The organism is Pseudomonas sp. S2_F03 (assembly GCF_054668335.1).
Genome location: NZ_CP162759.1, coordinates 1,460,551 through 1,479,703 on the forward strand (window position 1 = coordinate 1,460,551; position 19,153 = coordinate 1,479,703).

The 19,153-nt window shown below is 59.1% G+C and carries 19 protein-coding genes and 1 pseudogene; 6 read left to right on the forward strand and 14 right to left on the reverse strand.

Annotated features, from left to right (window positions below; all coding sequences use genetic code 11):
* Positions 1-102: 102 nt before the first annotated feature.
* From AB4N76_RS07070 to AB4N76_RS07080, 3 genes are all read right to left on the reverse strand, one after another.
* Positions 103-591, reverse strand: a complete 489-nt coding sequence (locus AB4N76_RS07070; protein ID WP_077431399.1) for a GNAT family N-acetyltransferase — start codon at positions 589-591, stop codon at positions 103-105.
* A 98-nt stretch (positions 592-689) separates the two neighbouring features.
* Positions 690-1,175: a GyrI-like domain-containing protein gene (locus tag AB4N76_RS07075; RefSeq protein WP_077431398.1), complete on the reverse strand. Its 486-nt coding sequence runs from the start codon at positions 1,173-1,175 to the stop codon at positions 690-692.
* 67 nt (positions 1,176-1,242) lie between these two features.
* Positions 1,243-1,905: a LysE family translocator gene (locus AB4N76_RS07080; RefSeq protein ID WP_046032000.1), complete on the reverse strand. Its 663-nt coding sequence runs from the start codon at positions 1,903-1,905 to the stop codon at positions 1,243-1,245.
* Between the two features lie 139 nt (positions 1,906-2,044).
* On the opposite strand from AB4N76_RS07080, the pseudogene alaC reads away from it, so the two are divergent.
* A pseudogene (alaC, locus tag AB4N76_RS07085) lies at positions 2,045-3,258 on the forward strand (alanine transaminase).
* Positions 3,259-3,376: 118 nt separating this feature from the next.
* Here the strand turns inward: alaC and AB4N76_RS07090 are convergent.
* Positions 3,377-4,729 (reverse strand): GntP family permease, encoded by a 1,353-nt coding sequence (locus tag AB4N76_RS07090; protein WP_046042277.1) that lies wholly within the window; start codon positions 4,727-4,729, stop codon positions 3,377-3,379.
* A gap of 82 nt (positions 4,730-4,811) precedes the next feature.
* Positions 4,812-5,345 (reverse strand): gluconokinase, encoded by a 534-nt coding sequence (locus AB4N76_RS07095; RefSeq protein WP_046032003.1) that lies wholly within the window; start codon positions 5,343-5,345, stop codon positions 4,812-4,814.
* Positions 5,346-5,559: 214 nt separating this feature from the next.
* Between AB4N76_RS07095 and gntR the strand changes: the two genes are divergently transcribed.
* The 3 genes from gntR to AB4N76_RS07110 all read left to right on the forward strand — a co-directional run bounded on the left by gntR (position 5,560) and on the right by AB4N76_RS07110 (position 7,990).
* Positions 5,560-6,591 carry an HTH-type transcriptional regulator GntR gene (gene gntR / locus AB4N76_RS07100; protein WP_046032004.1) on the forward strand — a complete coding sequence of 344 codons (1,032 nt, stop codon included), beginning with the start codon at positions 5,560-5,562 and terminating at the stop codon, positions 6,589-6,591.
* Between the two features lie 56 nt (positions 6,592-6,647).
* Positions 6,648-7,280 carry a glutathione S-transferase family protein gene (locus AB4N76_RS07105; protein WP_046032005.1) on the forward strand — a complete coding sequence of 211 codons (633 nt, stop codon included), beginning with the start codon at positions 6,648-6,650 and terminating at the stop codon, positions 7,278-7,280.
* A gap of 155 nt (positions 7,281-7,435) precedes the next feature.
* The gene (locus tag AB4N76_RS07110; RefSeq protein ID WP_460164315.1) at positions 7,436-7,990 is read left to right on the forward strand and encodes a hypothetical protein; all 555 of its coding nucleotides are present in this window, start codon (positions 7,436-7,438) and stop codon (positions 7,988-7,990) included.
* A 235-nt stretch (positions 7,991-8,225) separates the two neighbouring features.
* Here the strand turns inward: AB4N76_RS07110 and AB4N76_RS07115 are convergent, their stop codons facing one another.
* From AB4N76_RS07115 to AB4N76_RS07130, 4 genes are all read right to left on the reverse strand, one after another.
* Positions 8,226-9,239, reverse strand: a complete 1,014-nt coding sequence (locus AB4N76_RS07115) for an ABC transporter substrate-binding protein (RefSeq protein ID WP_460164316.1) — start codon at positions 9,237-9,239, stop codon at positions 8,226-8,228.
* Positions 9,236-9,763, reverse strand: a complete 528-nt coding sequence (locus AB4N76_RS07120) for a sigma-70 family RNA polymerase sigma factor (RefSeq protein WP_460164317.1) — start codon at positions 9,761-9,763, stop codon at positions 9,236-9,238. Before AB4N76_RS07120 ends, AB4N76_RS07115 begins: the two co-directional genes overlap by 4 nt.
* Positions 9,764-9,879: 116 nt before the next feature.
* Positions 9,880-10,671, reverse strand: coding sequence for a phosphate/phosphite/phosphonate ABC transporter substrate-binding protein (locus AB4N76_RS07125; RefSeq protein WP_046032009.1), 792 nt, complete (start codon positions 10,669-10,671; stop codon positions 9,880-9,882).
* A 139-nt stretch (positions 10,672-10,810) separates the two neighbouring features.
* Positions 10,811-11,752 carry a fatty acid desaturase gene (locus AB4N76_RS07130; RefSeq protein ID WP_460164318.1) on the reverse strand — a complete coding sequence of 314 codons (942 nt, stop codon included), beginning with the start codon at positions 11,750-11,752 and terminating at the stop codon, positions 10,811-10,813.
* A 337-nt stretch (positions 11,753-12,089) separates the two neighbouring features.
* On the opposite strand from AB4N76_RS07130, the gene AB4N76_RS07135 reads away from it, so the two are divergent.
* A complete protein-coding gene (locus tag AB4N76_RS07135) occupies positions 12,090-12,509 on the forward strand; it encodes a GNAT family N-acetyltransferase (RefSeq protein ID WP_046032011.1) in 420 nt (139 codons plus the stop codon).
* Between the two features lie 41 nt (positions 12,510-12,550).
* On the opposite strand, the gene def is transcribed toward AB4N76_RS07135, so the two are convergent.
* The 3 genes from def to AB4N76_RS07150 form a co-directional block, all read right to left on the reverse strand.
* Positions 12,551-13,090: a peptide deformylase gene (def, locus tag AB4N76_RS07140; protein ID WP_046032012.1), complete on the reverse strand. Its 540-nt coding sequence runs from the start codon at positions 13,088-13,090 to the stop codon at positions 12,551-12,553.
* Positions 13,087-14,049: a YihY/virulence factor BrkB family protein gene (locus AB4N76_RS07145; protein WP_046032013.1), complete on the reverse strand. Its 963-nt coding sequence runs from the start codon at positions 14,047-14,049 to the stop codon at positions 13,087-13,089. The genes def and AB4N76_RS07145 overlap by 4 nt, the downstream gene beginning before the upstream one ends.
* A 171-nt stretch (positions 14,050-14,220) precedes the next feature.
* Positions 14,221-14,412, reverse strand: a complete 192-nt coding sequence (locus tag AB4N76_RS07150; RefSeq protein WP_046032014.1) for a CsbD family protein — start codon at positions 14,410-14,412, stop codon at positions 14,221-14,223.
* A gap of 200 nt (positions 14,413-14,612) precedes the next feature.
* On the opposite strand from AB4N76_RS07150, the gene AB4N76_RS07155 reads away from it, so the two are divergent.
* Complete coding sequence (locus tag AB4N76_RS07155) at positions 14,613-14,990, forward strand: hypothetical protein (RefSeq protein WP_046032015.1); 378 nt, start codon at positions 14,613-14,615, stop codon at positions 14,988-14,990.
* 169 nt (positions 14,991-15,159) lie between these two features.
* Here the strand turns inward: AB4N76_RS07155 and fadD1 are convergent, their stop codons facing one another.
* Both fadD1 and fadD2 read right to left on the reverse strand, forming a co-directional pair.
* Positions 15,160-16,860 carry a long-chain-fatty-acid--CoA ligase FadD1 gene (gene fadD1 / locus AB4N76_RS07160; protein ID WP_077431393.1) on the reverse strand — a complete coding sequence of 567 codons (1,701 nt, stop codon included), beginning with the start codon at positions 16,858-16,860 and terminating at the stop codon, positions 15,160-15,162.
* Positions 16,861-17,246: 386 nt separating this feature from the next.
* Positions 17,247-18,935 (reverse strand): long-chain-fatty-acid--CoA ligase FadD2, encoded by a 1,689-nt coding sequence (gene fadD2 / locus AB4N76_RS07165; RefSeq protein WP_046032017.1) that lies wholly within the window; start codon positions 18,933-18,935, stop codon positions 17,247-17,249.
* Between the last annotated feature and the right edge of the window lie 218 nt (positions 18,936-19,153).

Sequence of the window (19,153 nt, forward strand, 5' to 3'; positions counted from 1 at the left end):
GAGTGAGCCTGCTCGCGATTGCAATTTGTCAGTCACATCAATGTTGAATGTGCCGACGCTATCGCGGGCAGGCTCACTCCTACAGGGGGATCTTCGGCGGTCTTATAAATCCAGCACCATCTCGTGCCAGGCCATCCCGCCATGGTCCGAAGCCGACGGTTTGACGTAGGCAAAGCCAAACCCAGCGTACAACGGGACATGCCGCTCCTTGCACATCAGGTGGATGTGGGTCTTGCCCAACGCACGCATCCGCTCGATGAACTCGCCCATCAACCGCTTCGCCAACCCCAGCCCCTGATAATCCGGGTGTACCACCACCGACATGATCACGACTTGCGGACCGGCCGGGTCGTGGCCGATCAGTTCCTTGAACGCTTCGTCCGACATTTCCACCTGAAACGCCGCACCGGAGTTGATGAAACCGGCTACAACGCCGTCGACTTCGGCCACGATGAAACCTTCGGGCCAGGTGGCGATGCGGGTGGCGATTTTTTCCCGGGTGGCGGCTTCATCGCCTTCGTAGGCAACGGTTTCAATGGCGTAGCAGCGGTCCAGATCAGTGGCGGTGACGTTGCGGATGACGGTGTTCATGGCAGCTCGGAATCAGCGTGGGAAAGGCTGGGGATCATAAATCAGCACCCGCGCGACAGCGAGAGACGATTCTACTAATCAGTCTCTCGCCGTCTTGTTTACGCTTTGATCGGCAACCAGATTTCCAGCTTGCCGGTGTTGAGCTTGGGGTTGAAGTCTTCGCTGTAGCGCTCGAACTCCGGGGCAACCAACAGCTCGCGCCCAGACTGAGGCAGCCACGTGCCATGGATGTATTGGAAGGTTTGCGGCAAGGCGGCCAGCGGCCCTTTGTGTTCGAACACTACGTATTGCTGGGGCTGCACCTCTACCCAGCGGTATGTGTCCGGTAAGTCATCGAGCTTGCTGATCTCGACCCCGGCGATGTAATCGAAACCGCCCTTGCCGTCGAAATTGCAGCAGACGCCGTAGGTCATTTCGCCTTTTTGCCCCGGCACCTTGCCAATGTGGGGACTGAATTTTTCCCAGAGGTCGGGAATGCCTTTCACGGTTTGTTGGGTAAATGCCCCGCCAAACCCCGCTATCAGCAGGAAGTGACCGTGTTCGAAGCGCGGTTCCGACACTTCGGCGCGTATTTGTTCATCCATGACTCGACTCCTTGGGCTAAAAAGTGGGTTCGGCTGGGAGTATAGAAGCCAAACCCGATTCGCCCAGTTACAGGGCGTGCAACTGTTCGACGGCACCCGCCCCCACAAACTCGTTGTAGCCCGATAGAATCACGTAGACCGCGAAATAGCAGAAGATCGCCGCCGATGCCATGTACGAGTAGCGCAGCAATTTGTCGCCCAGCAACTTGCCGCCGTGGCTGGCAGCGAAGCACAGGCCGGCGCTCCAGAGCAGTCCGGCGCAAAGAAAACCGCCGAGAAACAGCGCCGAGCTGAGGGCGCCACCGCCGCCGGAACGGGCAATCAGCGTGCCGCCGACTGCCGCGAACCACAGGATGGCGCTGGGCGAGGACATGGCGAGGAAGATCCCGCGGAAAAACTCTTTGCGATGGGAGTTCTGCCCCACCTCTTCGGCCTGGGCCAAGGCCGCTTCGTGGTGAATCGCCGAATAGATCATCTTCGCCGCGAAATAGATCAGCAACGCCGAACCGCCGATCCACAGTACCCAACGCACGGTTTCGTATTGCAGCAAAACGGTCATGCCCGCCAACGCCAGCACCGCGTAGATCAGGTCGCCGACACAGGTCCCCAACCCCAGCGCAAAGCCCTGAAAATAGCCGCGCTGCATGGCCAATGTGATCATCGCGATATTGGCCACGCCGATATCCAGGCACAGCGAAAGGCTCAGCAAGAAGCCGCTGGTGAATTCCATCAACCGATTTCCTTCGGACAAATTTGTTTACGCAGTGGCTGGACAGTGTGCCACATCAGCCCTTATCTTCCGCAACAGGCCACCGCAGTGGCCAGCGTCGCTCGGACGGTTCCGGGCGCTTACGTTATTCGAGGCAACAATGGCCGAACAAGGTTCGCCGCGCCGCTTTGCGCGCATAGATCGACTCCCCCTTACGTTTTCAACATCACTGCCGAGCTGAAGATGGCCGCCCGTCGTCGTGGCGAAGACATCATCGACTTGAGCATGGGCAACCCTGACGGTGCCACGCCGCCGCACATTGTCGAAAAACTCGTACAGGTCGCCCAGCGCGAAGACACCCACGGCTACTCGACGTCCAAGGGCATTCCGCGTCTGCGCCGGGCGATTTCCAACTGGTACAAGGATCGCTACGAGGTCGACATCGACCCGGAAAGCGAAGCCATCGTCACCATCGGTTCCAAGGAAGGCCTGGCGCACTTGATGCTGGCCACCCTCGATCAGGGCGACACCGTTCTGGTGCCCAACCCCAGCTATCCGATTCACATCTACGGTGCCGTGATTGCCGGCGCCCAGGTGCGTTCGGTGCCGTTGATTCCGGGCGTGGACTTCTTCGCCGAACTGGAACGAGCCATTCGCGGCTCGATCCCGAAACCGAAAATGATGATCCTCGGCTTCCCGTCCAACCCTACTGCTCAATGTGTGGAGCTGGATTTCTTTGAGCGCGTGATCGCCCTCGCCAAGCAGTACGACGTTTTGGTGGTACACGACCTGGCTTACGCCGACATCGTCTACGACGGCTGGAAAGCCCCCTCGATCATGCAAGTGCCGGGCGCCAAGGACATTGCGGTGGAGTTTTTCACCCTGTCCAAGAGCTACAACATGGCGGGTTGGCGGATCGGTTTCATGGTCGGCAATCCGGAACTGGTCAACGCCCTGGCGCGGATCAAGAGTTACCACGACTACGGCACGTTCACTCCGCTGCAAGTCGCGGCGATTGCGGCGCTGGAAGGCGACCAGCAATGCGTCAAGGACATCGCCGAGCAGTATCGGCAGCGGCGTAACGTGCTGGTCAAAGGTCTGCATGAACTGGGCTGGATGGTCGAGAACCCGAAGGCGTCGATGTACGTCTGGGCCAAGATTCCCGAGGCGTATGCGCACCTCGGCTCGCTGGAATTCGCCAAGAAACTGCTGGCCGAGGCCAAGGTCTGCGTTTCGCCAGGCGTGGGGTTTGGTGAGTATGGGGACGATCATGTGCGCTTCGCGCTGATCGAAAACCAGGACCGGATTCGTCAGGCGGTGCGCGGGATTCGCGGGATGTTCAGGGCGGATGGGTTAGTCGCCAAAACCAACTGACAACACATAACACTGTGGGAGCCGGGCTTGCCCGCGATGCAGACAACTCGGTTTAACGTCAGACCGAGTCGATGCCATCGCAGGCAAGCCAGCTCCCACATTTGTTTTGCGGTGTTGCTTAAACGAACAGCGACAACAGCAGGATAAAGCACAGGCCCACCACGGACAGGATGGTTTCCATCGCGGTCCAGGTCTTGAAGGTTTCCGCCACGGTCATGTTGAAGTACTGCTTCACCAGCCAGAAACCTGCGTCGTTGACGTGAGACAGGATCAACGAACCGGCACCGGTGGCCAATACCAGCAGCTCACGGTTCACACCCGGAATCATCCCCACCACCGGCACCACAATGCCCGCACCGGTAATGGTTGCCACGGTCGCCGAACCGGTCGCGATACGAATCACCGCCGCCACCAGCCACGCCAACAGAATCGGCGAAATCTGTGCATTCACCGCCATGTGGCCGATCACGTCACCCACACCGCTGGTCACCAGCATCTGCTTGAAGCCACCACCGGCACCGATGATCAGAATGATCGCGGCGGTCGGCGCCAGGCTCGCGTCCAGCCATTTCATCATTTGGCTGGAACCGATGCCCTGCTTGTAGCCGAAGGTGTACAGCGACAGCAGCAATGCCAGCAGCAATGCCGAAATCGGGTGACCGATCAGGTCCATGAAAGCGCGGAAGATGTTGCCATCGGGCAGCACCACGTCGGCAAACGTCTTGAGCAGCATCAGGAACACCGGCAGCAGCACGGTCACCAGAGTGATGCCGAAGCTCGGCAGTTCAGCCGAATCCGTTTCGCGCGCCAGTTGATCCACCAGCTCCTGGTTCGGATGACCGGGAATGTGCTTGGCAATGAACGTACCAAAGATCGGGCCAGCGATGATGGCGGTTGGCAGTGCAACGATCAGACCGTACAGAATGGTTTTACCGATGTCGGCACCGAACACACCGATCGCCAGCAGCGGACCCGGGTGCGGCGGCACCAGGCCGTGTACGGCGGACAGGCCGGCCAGCAACGGGATACCGATCTTGATGATCGACACGCCGGTGCGGCGGGCCACGATGAACACCAGCGGAATCAGCAGCACAAAGCCGATTTCGAAGAACAGCGGAATGCCGACCAGGAACGCGGCGAACATCATCGCCCACTGCACCTTGTCCTTGCCGAAGGCGCGGATCAACGTCTGCGCAATCTGATCCGCACCGCCTGATTCGGCCATCATTTTGCCGAGCATGGTGCCCAGCGCGAGGATGATGCCGACGAAACCCAGCACGCCACCGAAGCCGTCCTGGAACGCCTTGATGATGGTGCCTATCGGCATGCCGGAGGTCAGCCCGAGGAAGGCTGCGGCGATGATCAGTGCGAGGAATGGGTGCAACTTGAACTTGGTGATCAAGACGATAAGCCCGATCACCGTGACCACTGCATCGAGCAGCAGGAACGTCTCGTGGGACATGCCAAACATTAGGGGTGTCTCCTGGTTGTTGTTGTTATTAAAGCGGGTAATTCGCACGCCATCAGGACAGCGCTATCTTTTCCGGGAACGCTCATACAGCGTGTTTCAGGCCATGGGCCTGCCACCAGACATGCGCCTGTGCGGCCAATTGCTCGACGCTGTAGACCGATGCATCCAGCGCCAGGGTCAACGGCTCGCCCACGGGCGATTCGAGGGTGGCGAACTGGCTTTCGATCAATGTCGACGGCATGAAGTGGCCCGGGCGGTGGGACACGCGGTCAGCGGCGACTTCAGGGGTCAGTTCAAGGAACACGAAACCCAGGCCCGGCAAGGCACTGCGCAAGCGCTCGCGATAAATGTGCTTGAGGGCCGAGCACGTCAGCACCGGGCGTTCGCCCTTGGCATCGATGCGGCGCAGTTCATCGCACAGGCTGTCGAGCCAGCCGGCACGGTCTTCGTCGTTCAGGGGGATACCCGCGCTCATCTTTTCGATATTGGCGGCAGGGTGGAAAGTATCGCCTTCAATGGCAGTGGCGCCGCTGAGTTGGCACAAGGCCTCGCTGACGCACGTCTTGCCGCAACCGGCAACGCCCATGATGACCAGGGCGGTGATGGGATGATTCATGTAACACCTCAGCGCGCAGACAGCGCTACCTTTGCCAGTTATGACACTAGACCAAAAGCAGTAGTTGCCGACGCCTTCTTGTCATTTTTGTGGGTTGCAGCATGTTCGTTCCCAACGCCAAGAAGCGAGGTTCAGGCAAAACTCGCTTACGCATTTGCAGCTGCTTCGGGACAGCGCTACCTTAGTGCCTTGAATTTTGTTTGGCAAGCCGTCGATGACCCCAACTAAAAACGATAAAAATACGCGCACCACTGGCCGCCCTACCCTCAATGAAGTTGCCCGACTGGCCGGCGTCAGCCCGATCACCGCCTCCCGCGCCCTGCGTGGCGTCAGCACGGTGGCCACCGAACTGGTGGAAAAAGTCCAGAAAGCCGCGCTGGAACTCAACTACGTGGTCAACCCCGCCGCCCGCGCCCTGGCCTCGGCCCAGAGCCATTCGGTGGTGGTGTTGGTGCCTTCATTATCCAACTTGCTGTTCATCGACACCCTGGAAGCCATTCATCAGGTTTTGCGCCCCAAAGGCTTCGAAGTGCTGATCGGCAACTTCCATTACTCGCGCGATGAAGAAGAAAACCTGCTGCGCAACTACATGGCGTATCAGCCTCGCGGTCTGTTGCTGACCGGTTTCGACCGCACCGAAAGTTCGCGGCGGATGATCGAGGCGAGCAACATCCCGTGCGTGTACATGATGGAACTGGACAGCGCGGCCGGCGTGAACTGCGTCGGCTTCTCACAACTGGCGGCCGGCGAAACCGCTGCCGGGCACTTGCTGTCCCGTGGCCGCAAGCGCTTGGCCTACATCGGCGCACAACTGGACCAGCGCACCTTGTTGCGCGGCGAGGGTTTTCGCAAAGCCCTGCAAAAGGCCGGTTTGTACGACCCTGATCTGGAAGTGCTGACCCCGCGCGCCTCCTCCGTCGGATTAGGCGGAGAACTGTTCCTGCAACTGCTGGCCAGTCACCCCGATGTCGATGCGATCTTTTTCGGCAACGACGACCTGGCCCAGGGCGCACTGCTCGAAGCCCTGCGCCATGGCATCAAGGTGCCGGAACAAATAGCCATCCTCGGCTTCAACGACCTGCCCGCCTCCGCCCACATGGTCCCGCGCCTGAGCAGCATCAACACACCGCGAGAGGCCATCGGCCGGCGCTCGGCGGAATTGATGCTGACCCTGATGGCCGGGAATAGCGTGGCCAAACCGGTGCAAGACATGGGGTTTGAGTTGAAGGTGCGCGAAAGCACGTGATTACGTTTTCAACTAACCTTAAAGTCCCGAAGCGTATTCGCTAACGGAGTAGCTCAATGGACCCTGTACTGAAGATTCTCGGCAAAGCCTCGTCAATCAATGTCAGAAAAGTCCTCTGGACCTGCGAGGAACTGGGCATCGCCTACGAACGCGAGGACTGGGGCAGCGGTTTTGCCTCAACCCATAGCCCGGAATTCCTCAGGTTCAACCCCAATGCCCAGGTGCCAGTGATCATCGACGGCACCGTCGTGCTGTGGGAATCCAACACCATCTGCCGCTATCTGACCGGCAAACACCACAACACTCACCTGCTGCCACACGAACCGCTGGCGCGCGCGCGCGTGGAGCAATGGATGGATTGGCAAGCAACCGACCTCAATTCGTCCTGGAGCTACGCGTTTAGCGCATTGGTGCGCAAAGACCCGGAATATCAGGACCCGCATCGCATCGCCGTCGGCCTGCGTGGCTGGAACCAGAAGATGGACATTCTTGCCCATCAGCTCTCGGCAACCGGGGCGTTTGTCACCGGGTCCGAGTTCACGCTGGCGGACATTGTCGTCGGGCTGTCCGTCAATCGCTGGTTGATGACGCCGATGGAACGGCCGGACTTCCCCGTCATCGACGAGTATTTTCAGCGCCTGGCCCAACGCCAGGGCTTCTTGAAACACGGATGTAACGGCCTGCCTTGACGGCGCCGCGGTAGATCTCTGCCGCCTGACGGCAACCCCTGACCGCCGGACCTGCGCCCTCCCCTTGCAAAGCCTTTGCAAACCCGAGGCTTTGCGCTGCGGCACAGTATTTGCTCCTGCCCATCGGTCAGCCATTACCCACAGGTCTACCCATCATGTTGGTCAGTGCAAAACAAGTCCAAATGCTTCCCCTGCCCAAGCGTCCCGGCGAAGATCCGGCAGCCGAAGCCGCCGCCGGTCTGCAAAGCGGCTTGCAGGGTGCAATGATGCAGGCACTGCAAACCAACGTGCAGGCGCAGGTGCAATCGTCCGCGACCCAACAGGCCACGCAACAAGTCAGTGATGCGAGCAAAATCAGCGACAACGTTGATGAAGCGTTCGCCAAGACCCGCGTGGCGCTGCAAGCCGCCGATCCGTCCAAAGTTCCGGCCGATGTCAAAGCCCAGTCCTCCGACAGCGCGGCCATGACCGACTTCAAGAACTACATGAGCAAAACGCCGGAACAGCGTCTGCGCGACAGTATCCTGAAGGAAATGGGTATTACCGAGGAAGACTTGAAAGCCATGCCGCCGGAGAAACAACAGGCAGTCGCCCAGGAAATCGCCGATCGCCTGCAGGACAAGATGAAACTGGCGCAGGTCGAGAAAGAAGCCGGCAGTAGCGAAAAAAGCGGCACTCAAGTAGTCGACAAGTTCCTGGCATCGCTTTAACGGCACATACCACACCCGTTTTGTAGCCGCTGGCGCAGCCTGCGTTCGGTTGCGCAGCAGCCGTAAATCCGGTTTACGCGGTCCGACAGAAGAACCGGGCATTCGGATTTTACGGCTGCTGCGCACCCGAACGCAGGCTGCGCCAGCTGCTACAGCGAATGTGTCGCTGCGAGAGTCAGTTCAGTTGCAACGTCGAGTTGAACTGGCTGATCGCATCGACGACGTGCCCGATAAACTACAAACTTGCACTCACCTTGGTCGCCACCTCCCCCGGCACCCAAGCCTTCCACACCTGCGGCTGCTCACGTAAAAACGCCTGCGCCACCTCACGCGGTGGCAGGCGTTTTTCGCTCATTTGCCCCAGCGTCCGGTTCAGCAAATCGATCGGCAAATCGACCTTTTCAAAGAACGCCACCAGGTCCGGGTACTGCGCCTTGAACGGCGCAGACACACCGATGGCCAGGCTGGCAGGCATCGAGCGCGTGCCCTTGGGATTGGGATTGCTGGCATCAGCCAAGGTCTTCCAGGCGTCGGCGTCGAACGGCGGCTCGTCCAGTTTCACCAGTTTGAAGCGCCCCAACAGCGGCGTTGGCGACCAGTAGTAGAACAACACCGGTTTGCCACGGCGGATCGATGAAGCTACCTCGGCATCCAGCGCCGCACCCGAGCCGGTGCGGAAGTTGACGTAGCTGGCGGTCAGGTCATACGCCTTGAGCTTCTGGCTGTTGACGATCTCCGACGTCCAGCCCGTGGGGCTGTTGAGGAAGCGACCACGGCTCGGGTCTTCCGGGTCGCGAAACACATCCTTGTACTTCGCCAGGTCTGCAACGGATTTCAGTTCCGGGGCCAACGGTTTGATGCCACGTTCCGGGTCGCCCTTGATCACGTATTCCGGCACCCACCAACCTTCGGTGGCACCTTTGACGGTATCACCCAAACCAAACACCTTGCCCTCGGCAGAGGCCTTGACCCACGCCGGACTGCGCCCGGCCCACTCTTCGCCGATCACCTGAATGTCGTTTTTGGCCAGCGCCGCCTCAAGACTGACGGTGCTGCCCGGCAACGTGTCGGTCGGGTAGCCGTAACCTTTCTCGACAATCAGGCGCAGGATTTCGGTGATGAGGCTGCCGCTCTCCCACGTGATATCGCCGAAGTGAATCGGCGCGGTTTTCTCCGTCGCCGATACCGCGCCGACGCTAAGGCTCAGCGCCAACAGCGAACTGCCGAGCAGGGTTTTGATCGATCTCATGCGGACCTCTTGTCTAACAGGAGTTGGTTGGCGCTGTGGCGATCGCACAGCGCTTGGGAGCGGGTCATGTAAACGCTGACCGAACGCTGGGAAATGCCCAGCTCGACGGCGATTTGCGGGTAGGTCAAACCGTCGACGCGAGCCAGCAGGAAGGTCGAACGGACCTTGCCCGGCAAACGCTGCAGGCTGTGATCGAGGCGGTTCAAGGCTTGTGAGACCTGCGCGAGTTCTTCGGGCGAAGCGGCGCAATCCGCATCGATCTGCTGCAGATGCCGGCGCTCCAGATCCGCACGCCGCCAGCGCTGATAGAGCAGGCGTTGGGCGATGGTGGTGAGCAAGGCGCGGGGTTGGCGAATCGCGCTCAGACCGGGCGCTTCAAGCAGTTGTACGAAGGTGTCGGCGGCAATATCTTCGGCGCCCGCCACGTCGTGCAGATGACGGCGCAGGTAAGTGCAGAGCCAGCGGTAGTGGGCGCGGAACAAGCCGTCCACAGAGTGACGATGGGATAGATCGGGGCCGGACATAGGGGCTCCTGGGTTAGGGGTCGCTGAATGTCCGGTGATCCGGTGGTGCGATCCTAACAAGGAGCCTTATTCTTTAATAATATTTAAAAGGCATTTTTATATGCTTTTTAAGAATTTCAACGCAAGCGACCATAACCCGACATTTCAGCCTCTTGCTGGTAGTCGAGTACCACCTGATAGTCGCTTTCCTCTGCGGGCAGTACTTCCTCAAGTCCGAGGATTTCGACGACGTCAGGCAATTCTTTCAAGGTTTGATTCATGACGAGCCGAATCTGTTCAACCTCTTGATCACTCGCCGCCGCCGTCGTGATAAAGGGCAACGTCGGACTCAATGCACTGCGCGCGATGACGTGCAGCCCCGCGACCTCTTCTTCGGCGTACCGCGCCAGATAGGCGTAAGTGACGCTATCAATGGCCGCCAGGTCGGCCAGGTCTTCACGCAGCCAGCGCAGGCTTTCGCGGTGGCTGCCGCTGATGGCCACGCTGGCAAAGAACTGGCCATCGCGATGCAGCGGTGCCAGTCGATGGCGCAGCAGGTTCATGCCGCTGTTGGAATCTTCACCATTGATCACGCCACGACTGTCGCAAAAGTCGGGCAAGGTCCGCCGAGCGTCATCGGCACGACTCAACAGCAAGCTGCAATGGTTGCCGCCGCTGCTGTCCGGCAGTTCATAGCGAGGCCGTCCGATCACCCGGACCCGCCCGCGCAGCGCCGTCATCAGCGGATAGCCGCAGGTTTGGGTCAGCAGCAGATGCGGAGAGAGCCAGAGGTCTGTCAGTGACAGGTCTTTGGCATCAAGACGATCGCTGCCGAGCCGTTCAAGGATTCGCGTCAACCAGCGTTCATTGGCCTGGCGGATCGGCTCTGGCGCGACGTACATCAGTAATTCGGCAATGTGTTGAGTCATCGAAATCTTCCACACAACCAGTAACCCTGTGGGAGCGGGCTCGCCCGAGATAGCGTTAGACCAGTCATCAGATGCGTTGGATGTGAAAAAAGCAATCGCGGGCAAGCCCGCTCCCACAGGGTTCAATGGTGACTATGCATTAGCTAAACGGATGCTGTGGGCTGTCGATGGCCCTCACACCGTTCTCACGCCACAACTGCCCATAACCCTGCACCAGAAATCCGCCACTGCGCGCCAGCCACTGCTCGCGGCGTGCCCGGTAAGCACGTGGCAAGTCGTACCACGCCAACCCCGGCAAGTCGTGATGCACCAGATGAAAATTGAGGTTCAGGAACAGCCAGCGCCATGGCCACCCGGCCTCGTTGAGCACCGTACGCTGCTCGGGTTCGGCATGCGGGCGATGCTCATAATAGGAGCGAATCATCGCAATCGACAGCGCCGGCACGCTGATCAGGAACAGGTAATGCCACACCGGCAACACGCTGTAGCGGGCGATGAACACCAGCATCAGAATCGTCAGTGCGCCATGGCTCAGCCACATCAGCCACGCCTGTCGCTGACCGGCTTTCAGTCGCTGGCACTCCTCCCGGGCCAGTGCCAGCAAGGCCAGCGGCGCACCGAGAATCAAGCGCCCCAGGACGGTTTTGTTCAGCCAGTGCAGGCCCTGTTCGAACAGCGAACGGCCCTGCCACTGTTCGACGCTCAGGTAGCGACTTTCCGGATCGCGACCCGGCAGGGTCAGGTCTTCGTCACGGTGATGCAGCAAATGGCTGTCGCGATAAAGGGTGTAGGGATACCAGACGGCGAACGGTGCATAACCGAGGACTTTGTTCAGCGAGGTCCAACGGGTCGGGTGACCGTGCAGCAATTCGTGCTGCACCGACAACCACAGCACCAGCAACGGAATCAGTAGCAGGGTGCTCCACCACACGCCCAAACGGTCACCCGCCAGGACAATACTGAACCAGCCGCCATACACGCCGATCAACAACAGCCAGGTCGGCCATTCGGTGCGGGCCGTCAGGCGTTGACGCAGGGTTTCGATTTCTTCTCGATGGGCACTGTCGAAGTAATGGGGCATGGCGTTGCTCAGATCGGGACCAGTCCCCTTCTGTGCAATAGCCTTGGGAAATCTTGCAGATTATTTGGCTATTTTTCGTTAGACCTGCCGCAGGAGCCCGATTGCCGGGCTCCCTTGTCGCAGGATCAATGACCGAACACATCCACCTTCTTGGCCTTCTTGTCTGCGCGCTTTTCGATGGCGGTTTTCGCCGGCTTTTTCTTCGCTGCTTTCTTCGAATCCATACCTTTGGACATGATGCGTACTCCACTCACAGGGATGTGAGATCAGGTATACACCTATCGCTGCGCGCGCGTTCTTTTATAATCGCCCGCTTTGCACACCGACAGCCCAAACCATGCCAGACACTCAGTACACCGTGCTCGACGAGCCGCTATGGCCGCTGATGAACAAGTTTTATCGCGCTCACCAATCGTCGATGAAAGCCGTGCGCGACGCTCGATTGTGGGTCGCCCGGCGCGAAGAAATCGTCGGCGCATTGTGTTTGCGGCCGGTAGCGGGCGGGCATTGGTTGACGGGGCTGTTCGTTGATCCGGCCTGTCGCGAGCAAGGGGTGGCCGGCGCGTTGATCGCAGCGGCGGTCAAGGACCTTGAACTGCCGGTGTGGCTGTTTTGCCATCCGGATTTGCGTGATTTTTATGAACGTCGCGGCTTTGTTTTCGATCCACAAATGCCTTACGCCATGGTCGAACGCCTGAGCCGCTATGCCCGCAGCAAACCGATGATTGCGATGGGGCTGGAACCGCGCACAACCTGAACACACCGCCGCTCCTACAAGGATTGGGGGCGCCTACAGGATCAATCGTCGGCGTTGGGATCAAGGTCCGGGAACATGACTTCGGTAAACCCGAACTTGCTGAAGTCGGTAATGCGCGACGGGTACAGACGGCCGATCAGGTGATCGCATTCATGCTGCACCACACGCGCATGAAACCCTGAAGCCGTGCGCACGATCGGCTCGCCCTTGGGGTCGACACCCTCGTAGCGAATTTGCTGGTAACGTTGCACCGCGCCACGCAGGCCGGGCACCGACAGGCAGCCTTCGAACCCCTCCTCCATCAACGGGCTCAGCGGCGTGATCAACGGGTTGATCAGAATTGTCTGCGGCACCGCTTCGGCGTCGGGATAGCGCTCGCTGTGCTCGAAGCCGAAGATCACCAATTGCAGGTCGACACCGATTTGCGGCGCCGCCAGGCCGACCCCACCGACGCTTTCCATGGTCTGGAACATGTCGTCGATCAGCTGCCACAGCTCGGGGCTGTCGAACATTTCGGCTGGCACCGGCGGAGCAATGCGCAGCAGGCGCTCATCGCCCATTTTCAGGATTTCACGGATCATTTGATGACTTCGTCAGTGGGTGTTTTAACCGAATGATCGCGTCCCAGCCCGGAAACGTGATGTTTCTCTTCGTGGCCAGGACCGTGCTCGCCGGCAACCTTCTCGCCCGGGTCCTTGCCCTCGCGCGACATGTGCTCGATCACCGCATTCATCTCCGCACCGAGCAACAGCACTGCGGCTGAAATATAGAAGTACAGCAACAGCACGATGATCGCGCCGATACTGCCATACATGGCGTTGTAGTTGGCGAACTCCTTGACGTACAAACCAAAGCCCAGCGACGCGATGATCCACACCACCACCGCCAGCACCGAGCCCGGGGTGATGAAGCGAAACTCCTGTTTGACATCGGGCATGACGTAGTAGATCAACGCCACCGCGACCATCAACAGAATCACGATGACCGGCCAGCGAACGATGGTCCACAAGGTGACGATAAAGTCTTCAAGGCCAACTTGCGAGGCAATCCAGCCCATGACTTGCGGCCCGAGGACCATCAGCGCGGCGGCGGCCAGCAGCATCCCGGCAATGCCGACGGTGTAAATGACCGACAGTGGAAAACGCTTCCATATCGGCCGGCCTTCGACCACATCGTAGGCGGCGTTCATCGCACTCATCATCAGCCGCACACCGGCAGAGGCGGTATACAGCGCAATCACGATACCCACCGAGAGCAAGCCGCCCTTGGATTGCTGGAGCTGGTCAATCACCGGGTTGACCTGTTCCAGCGCCTGGGGCGGCAAGACCAGTTCCGATTGCAGGCGCAGCCAGGAGAAAAAGTCCGGCAGGTGCAGGAAACCGATCAGGGCAATCAGGAACAGGATGAAGGGAAACAGCGAAAACAACATTTGATAGGCCAGCGCCGAGGCATAGGTCGACATTTCATCGTCGATGAACTCGGTGACCGTGCGCATCATCACACGGTGCAGGGGCAGGCCTCTCATGTCCGGGAAAATCATTAGCGTCTCCATTCGCCGCAAGAGGGTTGAAGTCGTGGCGACTCAGGGGGCTGATTTCTACATCAAAGTAGCCTACTTGGCGACTTTGAAACAATTTCCTGGTTCAAGTTCAGGCTGACACAAAAACGGCCATCGCTGGATGGCCGTTTGCAAGACGTTTCACACGTCGGATCACGCCTTGTCGATGCCTTTTTTGAGGGCATCCTTGGCTTTGCCGACCGCTTGCTGGGCCTCGCCTTTCCTTTCCTGCATCACGCCTTCGGAGCGCATTTTTTCGTTGCCGGTGGCCTTGCCGACGCCTTGCTTGACGTTGCCGGCGGCTTCATTGGCCAGGCCTTTTACTTTATCGCCCGTGCTGCTCATGGTGATTCTCCTGTGAACGTTTCAATGAGAAAAAGTCGTTACACAAGGATTGACCGGGGGCATTTGTGCGGAGTTTCATTTATTTGTGCCGCCCATTTCGTCGATCTCAGCAGGTTGGGCTTTATGTTTGCCGACCAACACCCGAGAATGCGCAACGTATTCAGGCCCTGGCGCTGACGATCCAACCCCGTAGGAATGTTATGAAACTCGATAAAAAGCAGGCCATTGCCCGCAGAAACCAGGAACTTGGCGGTGCCGTGCTTGGCGTCAACAACTGCCATTTCACCGAATTGAACCGCAACCGCAACATCTGGTGGTTCGATATCCCGGTCGCGCGCCTGGCCGTTGGTCAGTACGAGTGGGTTCACTTGCTGATGCACACGCCGGACACCGACGAGTTGCTGCACCTGAAAGTGCCGACCGTGTTCCTGCGCGAGAAGCTTGAAGGCCTGGTGGTGCGCAATGAAGGCAAGCGCAAGGCGGCCTTGAGCCTGGAGCTGAGTGCCGACAAGGATTCGTACTTGCAGGACATGCGCCCGGCGGGCACCAACGTCAACTTCGCGCCGTTCCGCCTGTAAGCCAAAAGCAAAAGCTTCGCGAGCAAGCCCGCTCCCACATTAAACCGCGTTATTCCAATAAGAATGCGATCAAATGTGGGAGCGGGCTTGCTCGCGAAGGCGGCCTGACAGGCAACAAAGACCTGTCAGACGAGCAAAAAAAGCCCCGCATCCGCGGGGCTTTTTGGTGTTACGCGCCGACCTTTTTCGCGGCGATTTTCTTCAACTCTTCATCGCGCAGTTCACGACGCAGAATCTTGCCAACGTTGGTGGTCGGCAGCGCATCGCGGAACTCGACGGCACGCGGCACCTTGTAGCCGGTGACGTTGGCACGCATGTGCTCCATCACTTGCTCTTTGGTCAGCGTCACGCCCGGTTTGGCGACGATAAAGATCTTGATCGCCTCGCCCGACTTCTCGTCCGGCACGCCAATGGCCGCACATTGCAGCACGCCCGGCAGGGTCGCGAGCACGTCTTCCAGTTCGTTCGGGTACACGTTGAAACCGGAGACCAGGATCATGTCTTTCTTGCGATCGACAATGCGCAGGTAGCCATCAGGCTGGATCAGCGCGATGTCACCGGTCTTCAACCAGCCTTCGCTGTCGAGCATTTCATCGGTGGCTTCCTGGCGCTGCCAGTAACCCTTCATGACCTGCGGGCCTTTGACACACAGCTCGCCGATTTCGCCCAGCGGCTGTTCCACGCCGGCATCGTCAATGACTTTGCAACGGGTCGACGGGACCGGGATGCCGATGGTGCCGATCTGGATGTTCTGGATCGGATTGACGGTGGCCACCGGGCTGGTTTCGGTCATGCCGTAACCTTCGCAGATGGAGCAGCCAGTGACCGCTTTCCAGCGTTCGGCGGCAGCCAGTTGCAGGGCCATGCCACCGGACAAGGTAACTTTCAGCGCCGAGAAATCCAGCTTGCGGAAGCCTTCGTTATTGCACAGGGCCACGAACAAGGTGTTGAGGCCGACGAAACCGCTGAACTTCCACTTCGACAGTTCCTTGACCATCGCCGGCAGGTCGCGCGGGTTGCTGATCAGGATGTTGTGGTTGCCGATCAGCATCATCGCCATGCAATGAAAGGTAAACGCATAAATGTGGTACAGCGGCAGCGGCGTGATCAGGATCTCGCAACCTTCATTGAGGTTGGAGCCCATCAGCGCCTTGCATTGCAGCATGTTGGCCACGAGGTTGCGGTGGGTCAGCATCGCCCCTTTCGCCACGCCGGTAGTGCCGCCGGTGTATTGCAGCACCGCGACATCGCTGCTGGCCGGGTTGGCTTCAGCCACTGGCTGGCCATGCCCCTTGCTCAGCACGTCGTTGAACTTGACGGCTTTGGGCAAGTGATACGCCGGGACCATCTTCTTCACGTACTTGATGACGCTGTTGATCAGCAGGCGCTTGAGCGGTGGCAACAGGTCGGCCACTTCCGTGACGATCACGTGCTTGACGCCGGTTTTCGGAACGACGGTTTCCGCCAGGTGTGCCATGTTGGCCAGGCAGACCAGGGCTTTGGCACCGGAGTCGTTGAATTGGTGTTCCATTTCCCGCGCGGTGTACAGCGGGTTGGTGTTGACCACGATCAGCCCGGCGCGGATGGCACCGAAGACGGCAACCGGGTACTGCAGCACGTTAGGCAATTGCACGGCGATTCGATCGCCCGGCTGCAAGTCGGTATGCTGTTGCAGGTAAGCGGCAAAGGCACCGGACAATTCGTACAGTTCACCGTAGGTGATTGTCTTGCCCAGGTTGCTGAATGCCGGCTTGTTGGCGAAGCGTTGGCAGGATTGCTTCAACACTGCCTGAATATTCGGGTACTCGTCTGGATTGATCTCGGCAGCAATCCCAGCTGGGTACTTATCCTTCCAAAAGTCTTCGATCATGGAAGCCCACTCCTCAGCAACGCGAATTCAGCACCGCATTTGATGCGATTATTATTGGTGTTTGGTCATTGGTGAATCTGGGCTTTTACACAGGCCGAGAAGCACAAAGCGCGCCGAGAGTAGCAGCTTTGCCAAGGGTCGACTAGAGCCAAAAGCGGCCACTACGGTCACAATTGTGACTCAAGAATTGCTAGCGGTCATTTTAGAGCAAAAATCCTATAAAGCCTTGAAAGCCCCTGAAACAGGGCCTTTCCAGATCTTTAAAAGCATCGCGGGCAAGCCTTGCTCCTACAGGTTCCGTGTCGATCACATTCTATGTGGACGATAATGAAACCTGTAGGAGCATGGCTTGCCCGCGATCCGCGTGAAACGCGGCCATTCATCGATTACGCGATATCGCGCAGCTCCCGCCGCAGAATCTTCCCGACCGGCGTCATTGGCAACGACTCACGCAACACGATGTGCTTGGGCACTTTGTACGCCGTGAAGTTCTCCTTGCAGTAAGCCTTCAACTCCTCAAGGCTGACCCCGGCTTCGCGGGCCACCACAAACAACTTCACCGCCTCGCCCGACCGCTCGTCCGGCACACCGATGACCGCGCAGTTGGCGACCTTCGGGTGAGCCATCACCACGTCTTCGATCTCGTTCGGGTACACGTTGAAACCCGACACGATGATCATGTCCTTCTTGCGATCGACGATGCGCACAAAACCGTCCGGGTCGATCACCGCGATGTCGCCTGACTTGAACCAGCCCTCGGCATCCAGCACTTCAGCGGTGGCGTCGGGTTTCTGCCAGTACCCCTTCATGATCTGCGGGCCTTTGATGCACAGTTCGCCGCGCTCGCCCAACGGTTGCTCGACGCCTTCATCGTTGATCACTTTCAGCGAAGTGCCCGGCACCGGCAGGCCGACCGTGCCGATTCGCGATTGATCGCCGTACGGGTTGGTGCAGGCCACCGGCGAGGTTTCGGTCAGGCCGTAACCTTCAGTGATACGGCAACCGGTCATCTGCTCCCAGCGCTCGGCGGTGGCCTTGACCAGCGCCGTGCCGCCGGAGTTGGTGAGCTTGAGGCTGGAGAAATCCAGGGTCTTGAAGTCCGGGTGGTCCATCAGGGCGACGAACAAGGTGTTGAGCCCCAGCAACGCCGAGAAACGCCAGTTCTTGAGCTCCTTGATGAAGCCGCCAATGTCTCGCGGATTAGTGATCAGCACGTTGTGGTTGCCGGTCACCATCATGCACATGCAGTTCGCCGTGAATGCATAGATGTGATACAGCGGCAGTGGCGCGATCATCACTTCCTGACCTTCACGCAGCAGTGGTTGACCGTCGGCACCGAACTGCCCCAGGCAGGCACGCGCCTGCTGCATGTTCGCCACCAGGTTGCCGTGGGTCAGCATGGCGCCCTTGGCCAAACCGGTGGTGCCGCCGGTGTATTGCAACACGGCGATGTCGTCGAGGCCGACTTTCAGCGGCTTGATGCCCAGGCCACGCCCCATGCGCAATGCGCTCTTGAACGAAATGGCCTGCGGCAGGGCATACGCCGGGACCATTTTCTTGACCTTGCTGACCATGGTATTGACCAGCCAGCCCTTGGCGGCCGGCATCAGGTCGCCCATTTTCGCTTCGATCAGGTACTGGATGTCGGTGTCGGGCAGCACTTCCTGGACTTTCTGCCCGAACATGTTCAGGTACACCAGTGCCCGGGCACCGGAATCCTTGAACTGATGACGCATCTCCCGCGCGGTGTACAACGGGTTGGTGTTGACCACGATCAACCCGGCACGCAAGGCACCGAATACAGCAATCGGATAATGCAGGACGTTGGGCATCTGCACCGCGATGCGATCCCCCGGCACCAGGTCGGTGTGGGCTTGCAGGTAAGCAGCGAATGCCAGGCTCTGGCGTTCCAGTTCGGCGTAGGTCAGGGTCACGCCCATGTTGCTGAATGCCGGGCGGTCAGCAAATTTCTTGCAGGAACGCTCGAACACCTCGATCACCGACTTGTAAGCCCCAAGGTCTATGTCCAGGGGCACGCCGGCCGGGCGTTTGTCATTCCAGAAATCAGGTTGCATTGTTCTTATCCTCTTTACCTGAGCCTATCCGGGGCCGCTGTTGCGCCCTTGTTCAAAAACAAAAGCGAAAAGCGGAGCTTCACGGACACTAGCAGCTATGGCGATTCAGGCAAATATGCGCACGCGCCTCATTGATCGTGTGAATCTTCCCGCCGTGGCGTGGCCTGATCAGACGGGACGCGCGGGATGCGCTATACAATGCAACCACGCCCATGCCA

What these genes read in the sequence shown, in the direction of transcription:
- AB4N76_RS07070 (WP_077431399.1), bottom strand. Translation starts at nt 591, where the DNA reads ATGAACACCGTCATCCGCAACGTCACCGCCACTGATCTGGACCGCTGC.
- AB4N76_RS07075 (WP_077431398.1), bottom strand. Translation starts at nt 1,175, where the DNA reads ATGGATGAACAAATACGCGCCGAAGTGTCGGAACCGCGCTTCGAACAC.
- AB4N76_RS07080 (WP_046032000.1), bottom strand. Translation starts at nt 1,905, where the DNA reads ATGGAATTCACCAGCGGCTTCTTGCTGAGCCTTTCGCTGTGCCTGGAT.
- AB4N76_RS07090 (WP_046042277.1), bottom strand. Translation starts at nt 4,729, where the DNA reads ATGTTTGGCATGTCCCACGAGACGTTCCTGCTGCTCGATGCAGTGGTC.
- AB4N76_RS07095 (WP_046032003.1), bottom strand. Translation starts at nt 5,345, where the DNA reads ATGAATCATCCCATCACCGCCCTGGTCATCATGGGCGTTGCCGGTTGC.
- gntR (WP_046032004.1), top strand. Translation starts at nt 5,560, where the DNA reads ATGACCCCAACTAAAAACGATAAAAATACGCGCACCACTGGCCGCCCT.
- AB4N76_RS07105 (WP_046032005.1), top strand. Translation starts at nt 6,648, where the DNA reads ATGGACCCTGTACTGAAGATTCTCGGCAAAGCCTCGTCAATCAATGTC.
- AB4N76_RS07110 (WP_460164315.1), top strand. Translation starts at nt 7,436, where the DNA reads ATGTTGGTCAGTGCAAAACAAGTCCAAATGCTTCCCCTGCCCAAGCGT.
- AB4N76_RS07115 (WP_460164316.1), bottom strand. Translation starts at nt 9,239, where the DNA reads ATGAGATCGATCAAAACCCTGCTCGGCAGTTCGCTGTTGGCGCTGAGC.
- AB4N76_RS07120 (WP_460164317.1), bottom strand. Translation starts at nt 9,763, where the DNA reads ATGTCCGGCCCCGATCTATCCCATCGTCACTCTGTGGACGGCTTGTTC.
- AB4N76_RS07125 (WP_046032009.1), bottom strand. Translation starts at nt 10,671, where the DNA reads ATGACTCAACACATTGCCGAATTACTGATGTACGTCGCGCCAGAGCCG.
- AB4N76_RS07130 (WP_460164318.1), bottom strand. Translation starts at nt 11,752, where the DNA reads ATGCCCCATTACTTCGACAGTGCCCATCGAGAAGAAATCGAAACCCTG.
- AB4N76_RS07135 (WP_046032011.1), top strand. Translation starts at nt 12,090, where the DNA reads ATGCCAGACACTCAGTACACCGTGCTCGACGAGCCGCTATGGCCGCTG.
- def (WP_046032012.1), bottom strand. Translation starts at nt 13,090, where the DNA reads ATGATCCGTGAAATCCTGAAAATGGGCGATGAGCGCCTGCTGCGCATT.
- AB4N76_RS07145 (WP_046032013.1), bottom strand. Translation starts at nt 14,049, where the DNA reads ATGATTTTCCCGGACATGAGAGGCCTGCCCCTGCACCGTGTGATGATG.
- AB4N76_RS07150 (WP_046032014.1), bottom strand. Translation starts at nt 14,412, where the DNA reads ATGAGCAGCACGGGCGATAAAGTAAAAGGCCTGGCCAATGAAGCCGCC.
- AB4N76_RS07155 (WP_046032015.1), top strand. Translation starts at nt 14,613, where the DNA reads ATGAAACTCGATAAAAAGCAGGCCATTGCCCGCAGAAACCAGGAACTT.
- fadD1 (WP_077431393.1), bottom strand. Translation starts at nt 16,860, where the DNA reads ATGATCGAAGACTTTTGGAAGGATAAGTACCCAGCTGGGATTGCTGCC.
- fadD2 (WP_046032017.1), bottom strand. Translation starts at nt 18,935, where the DNA reads ATGCAACCTGATTTCTGGAATGACAAACGCCCGGCCGGCGTGCCCCTG.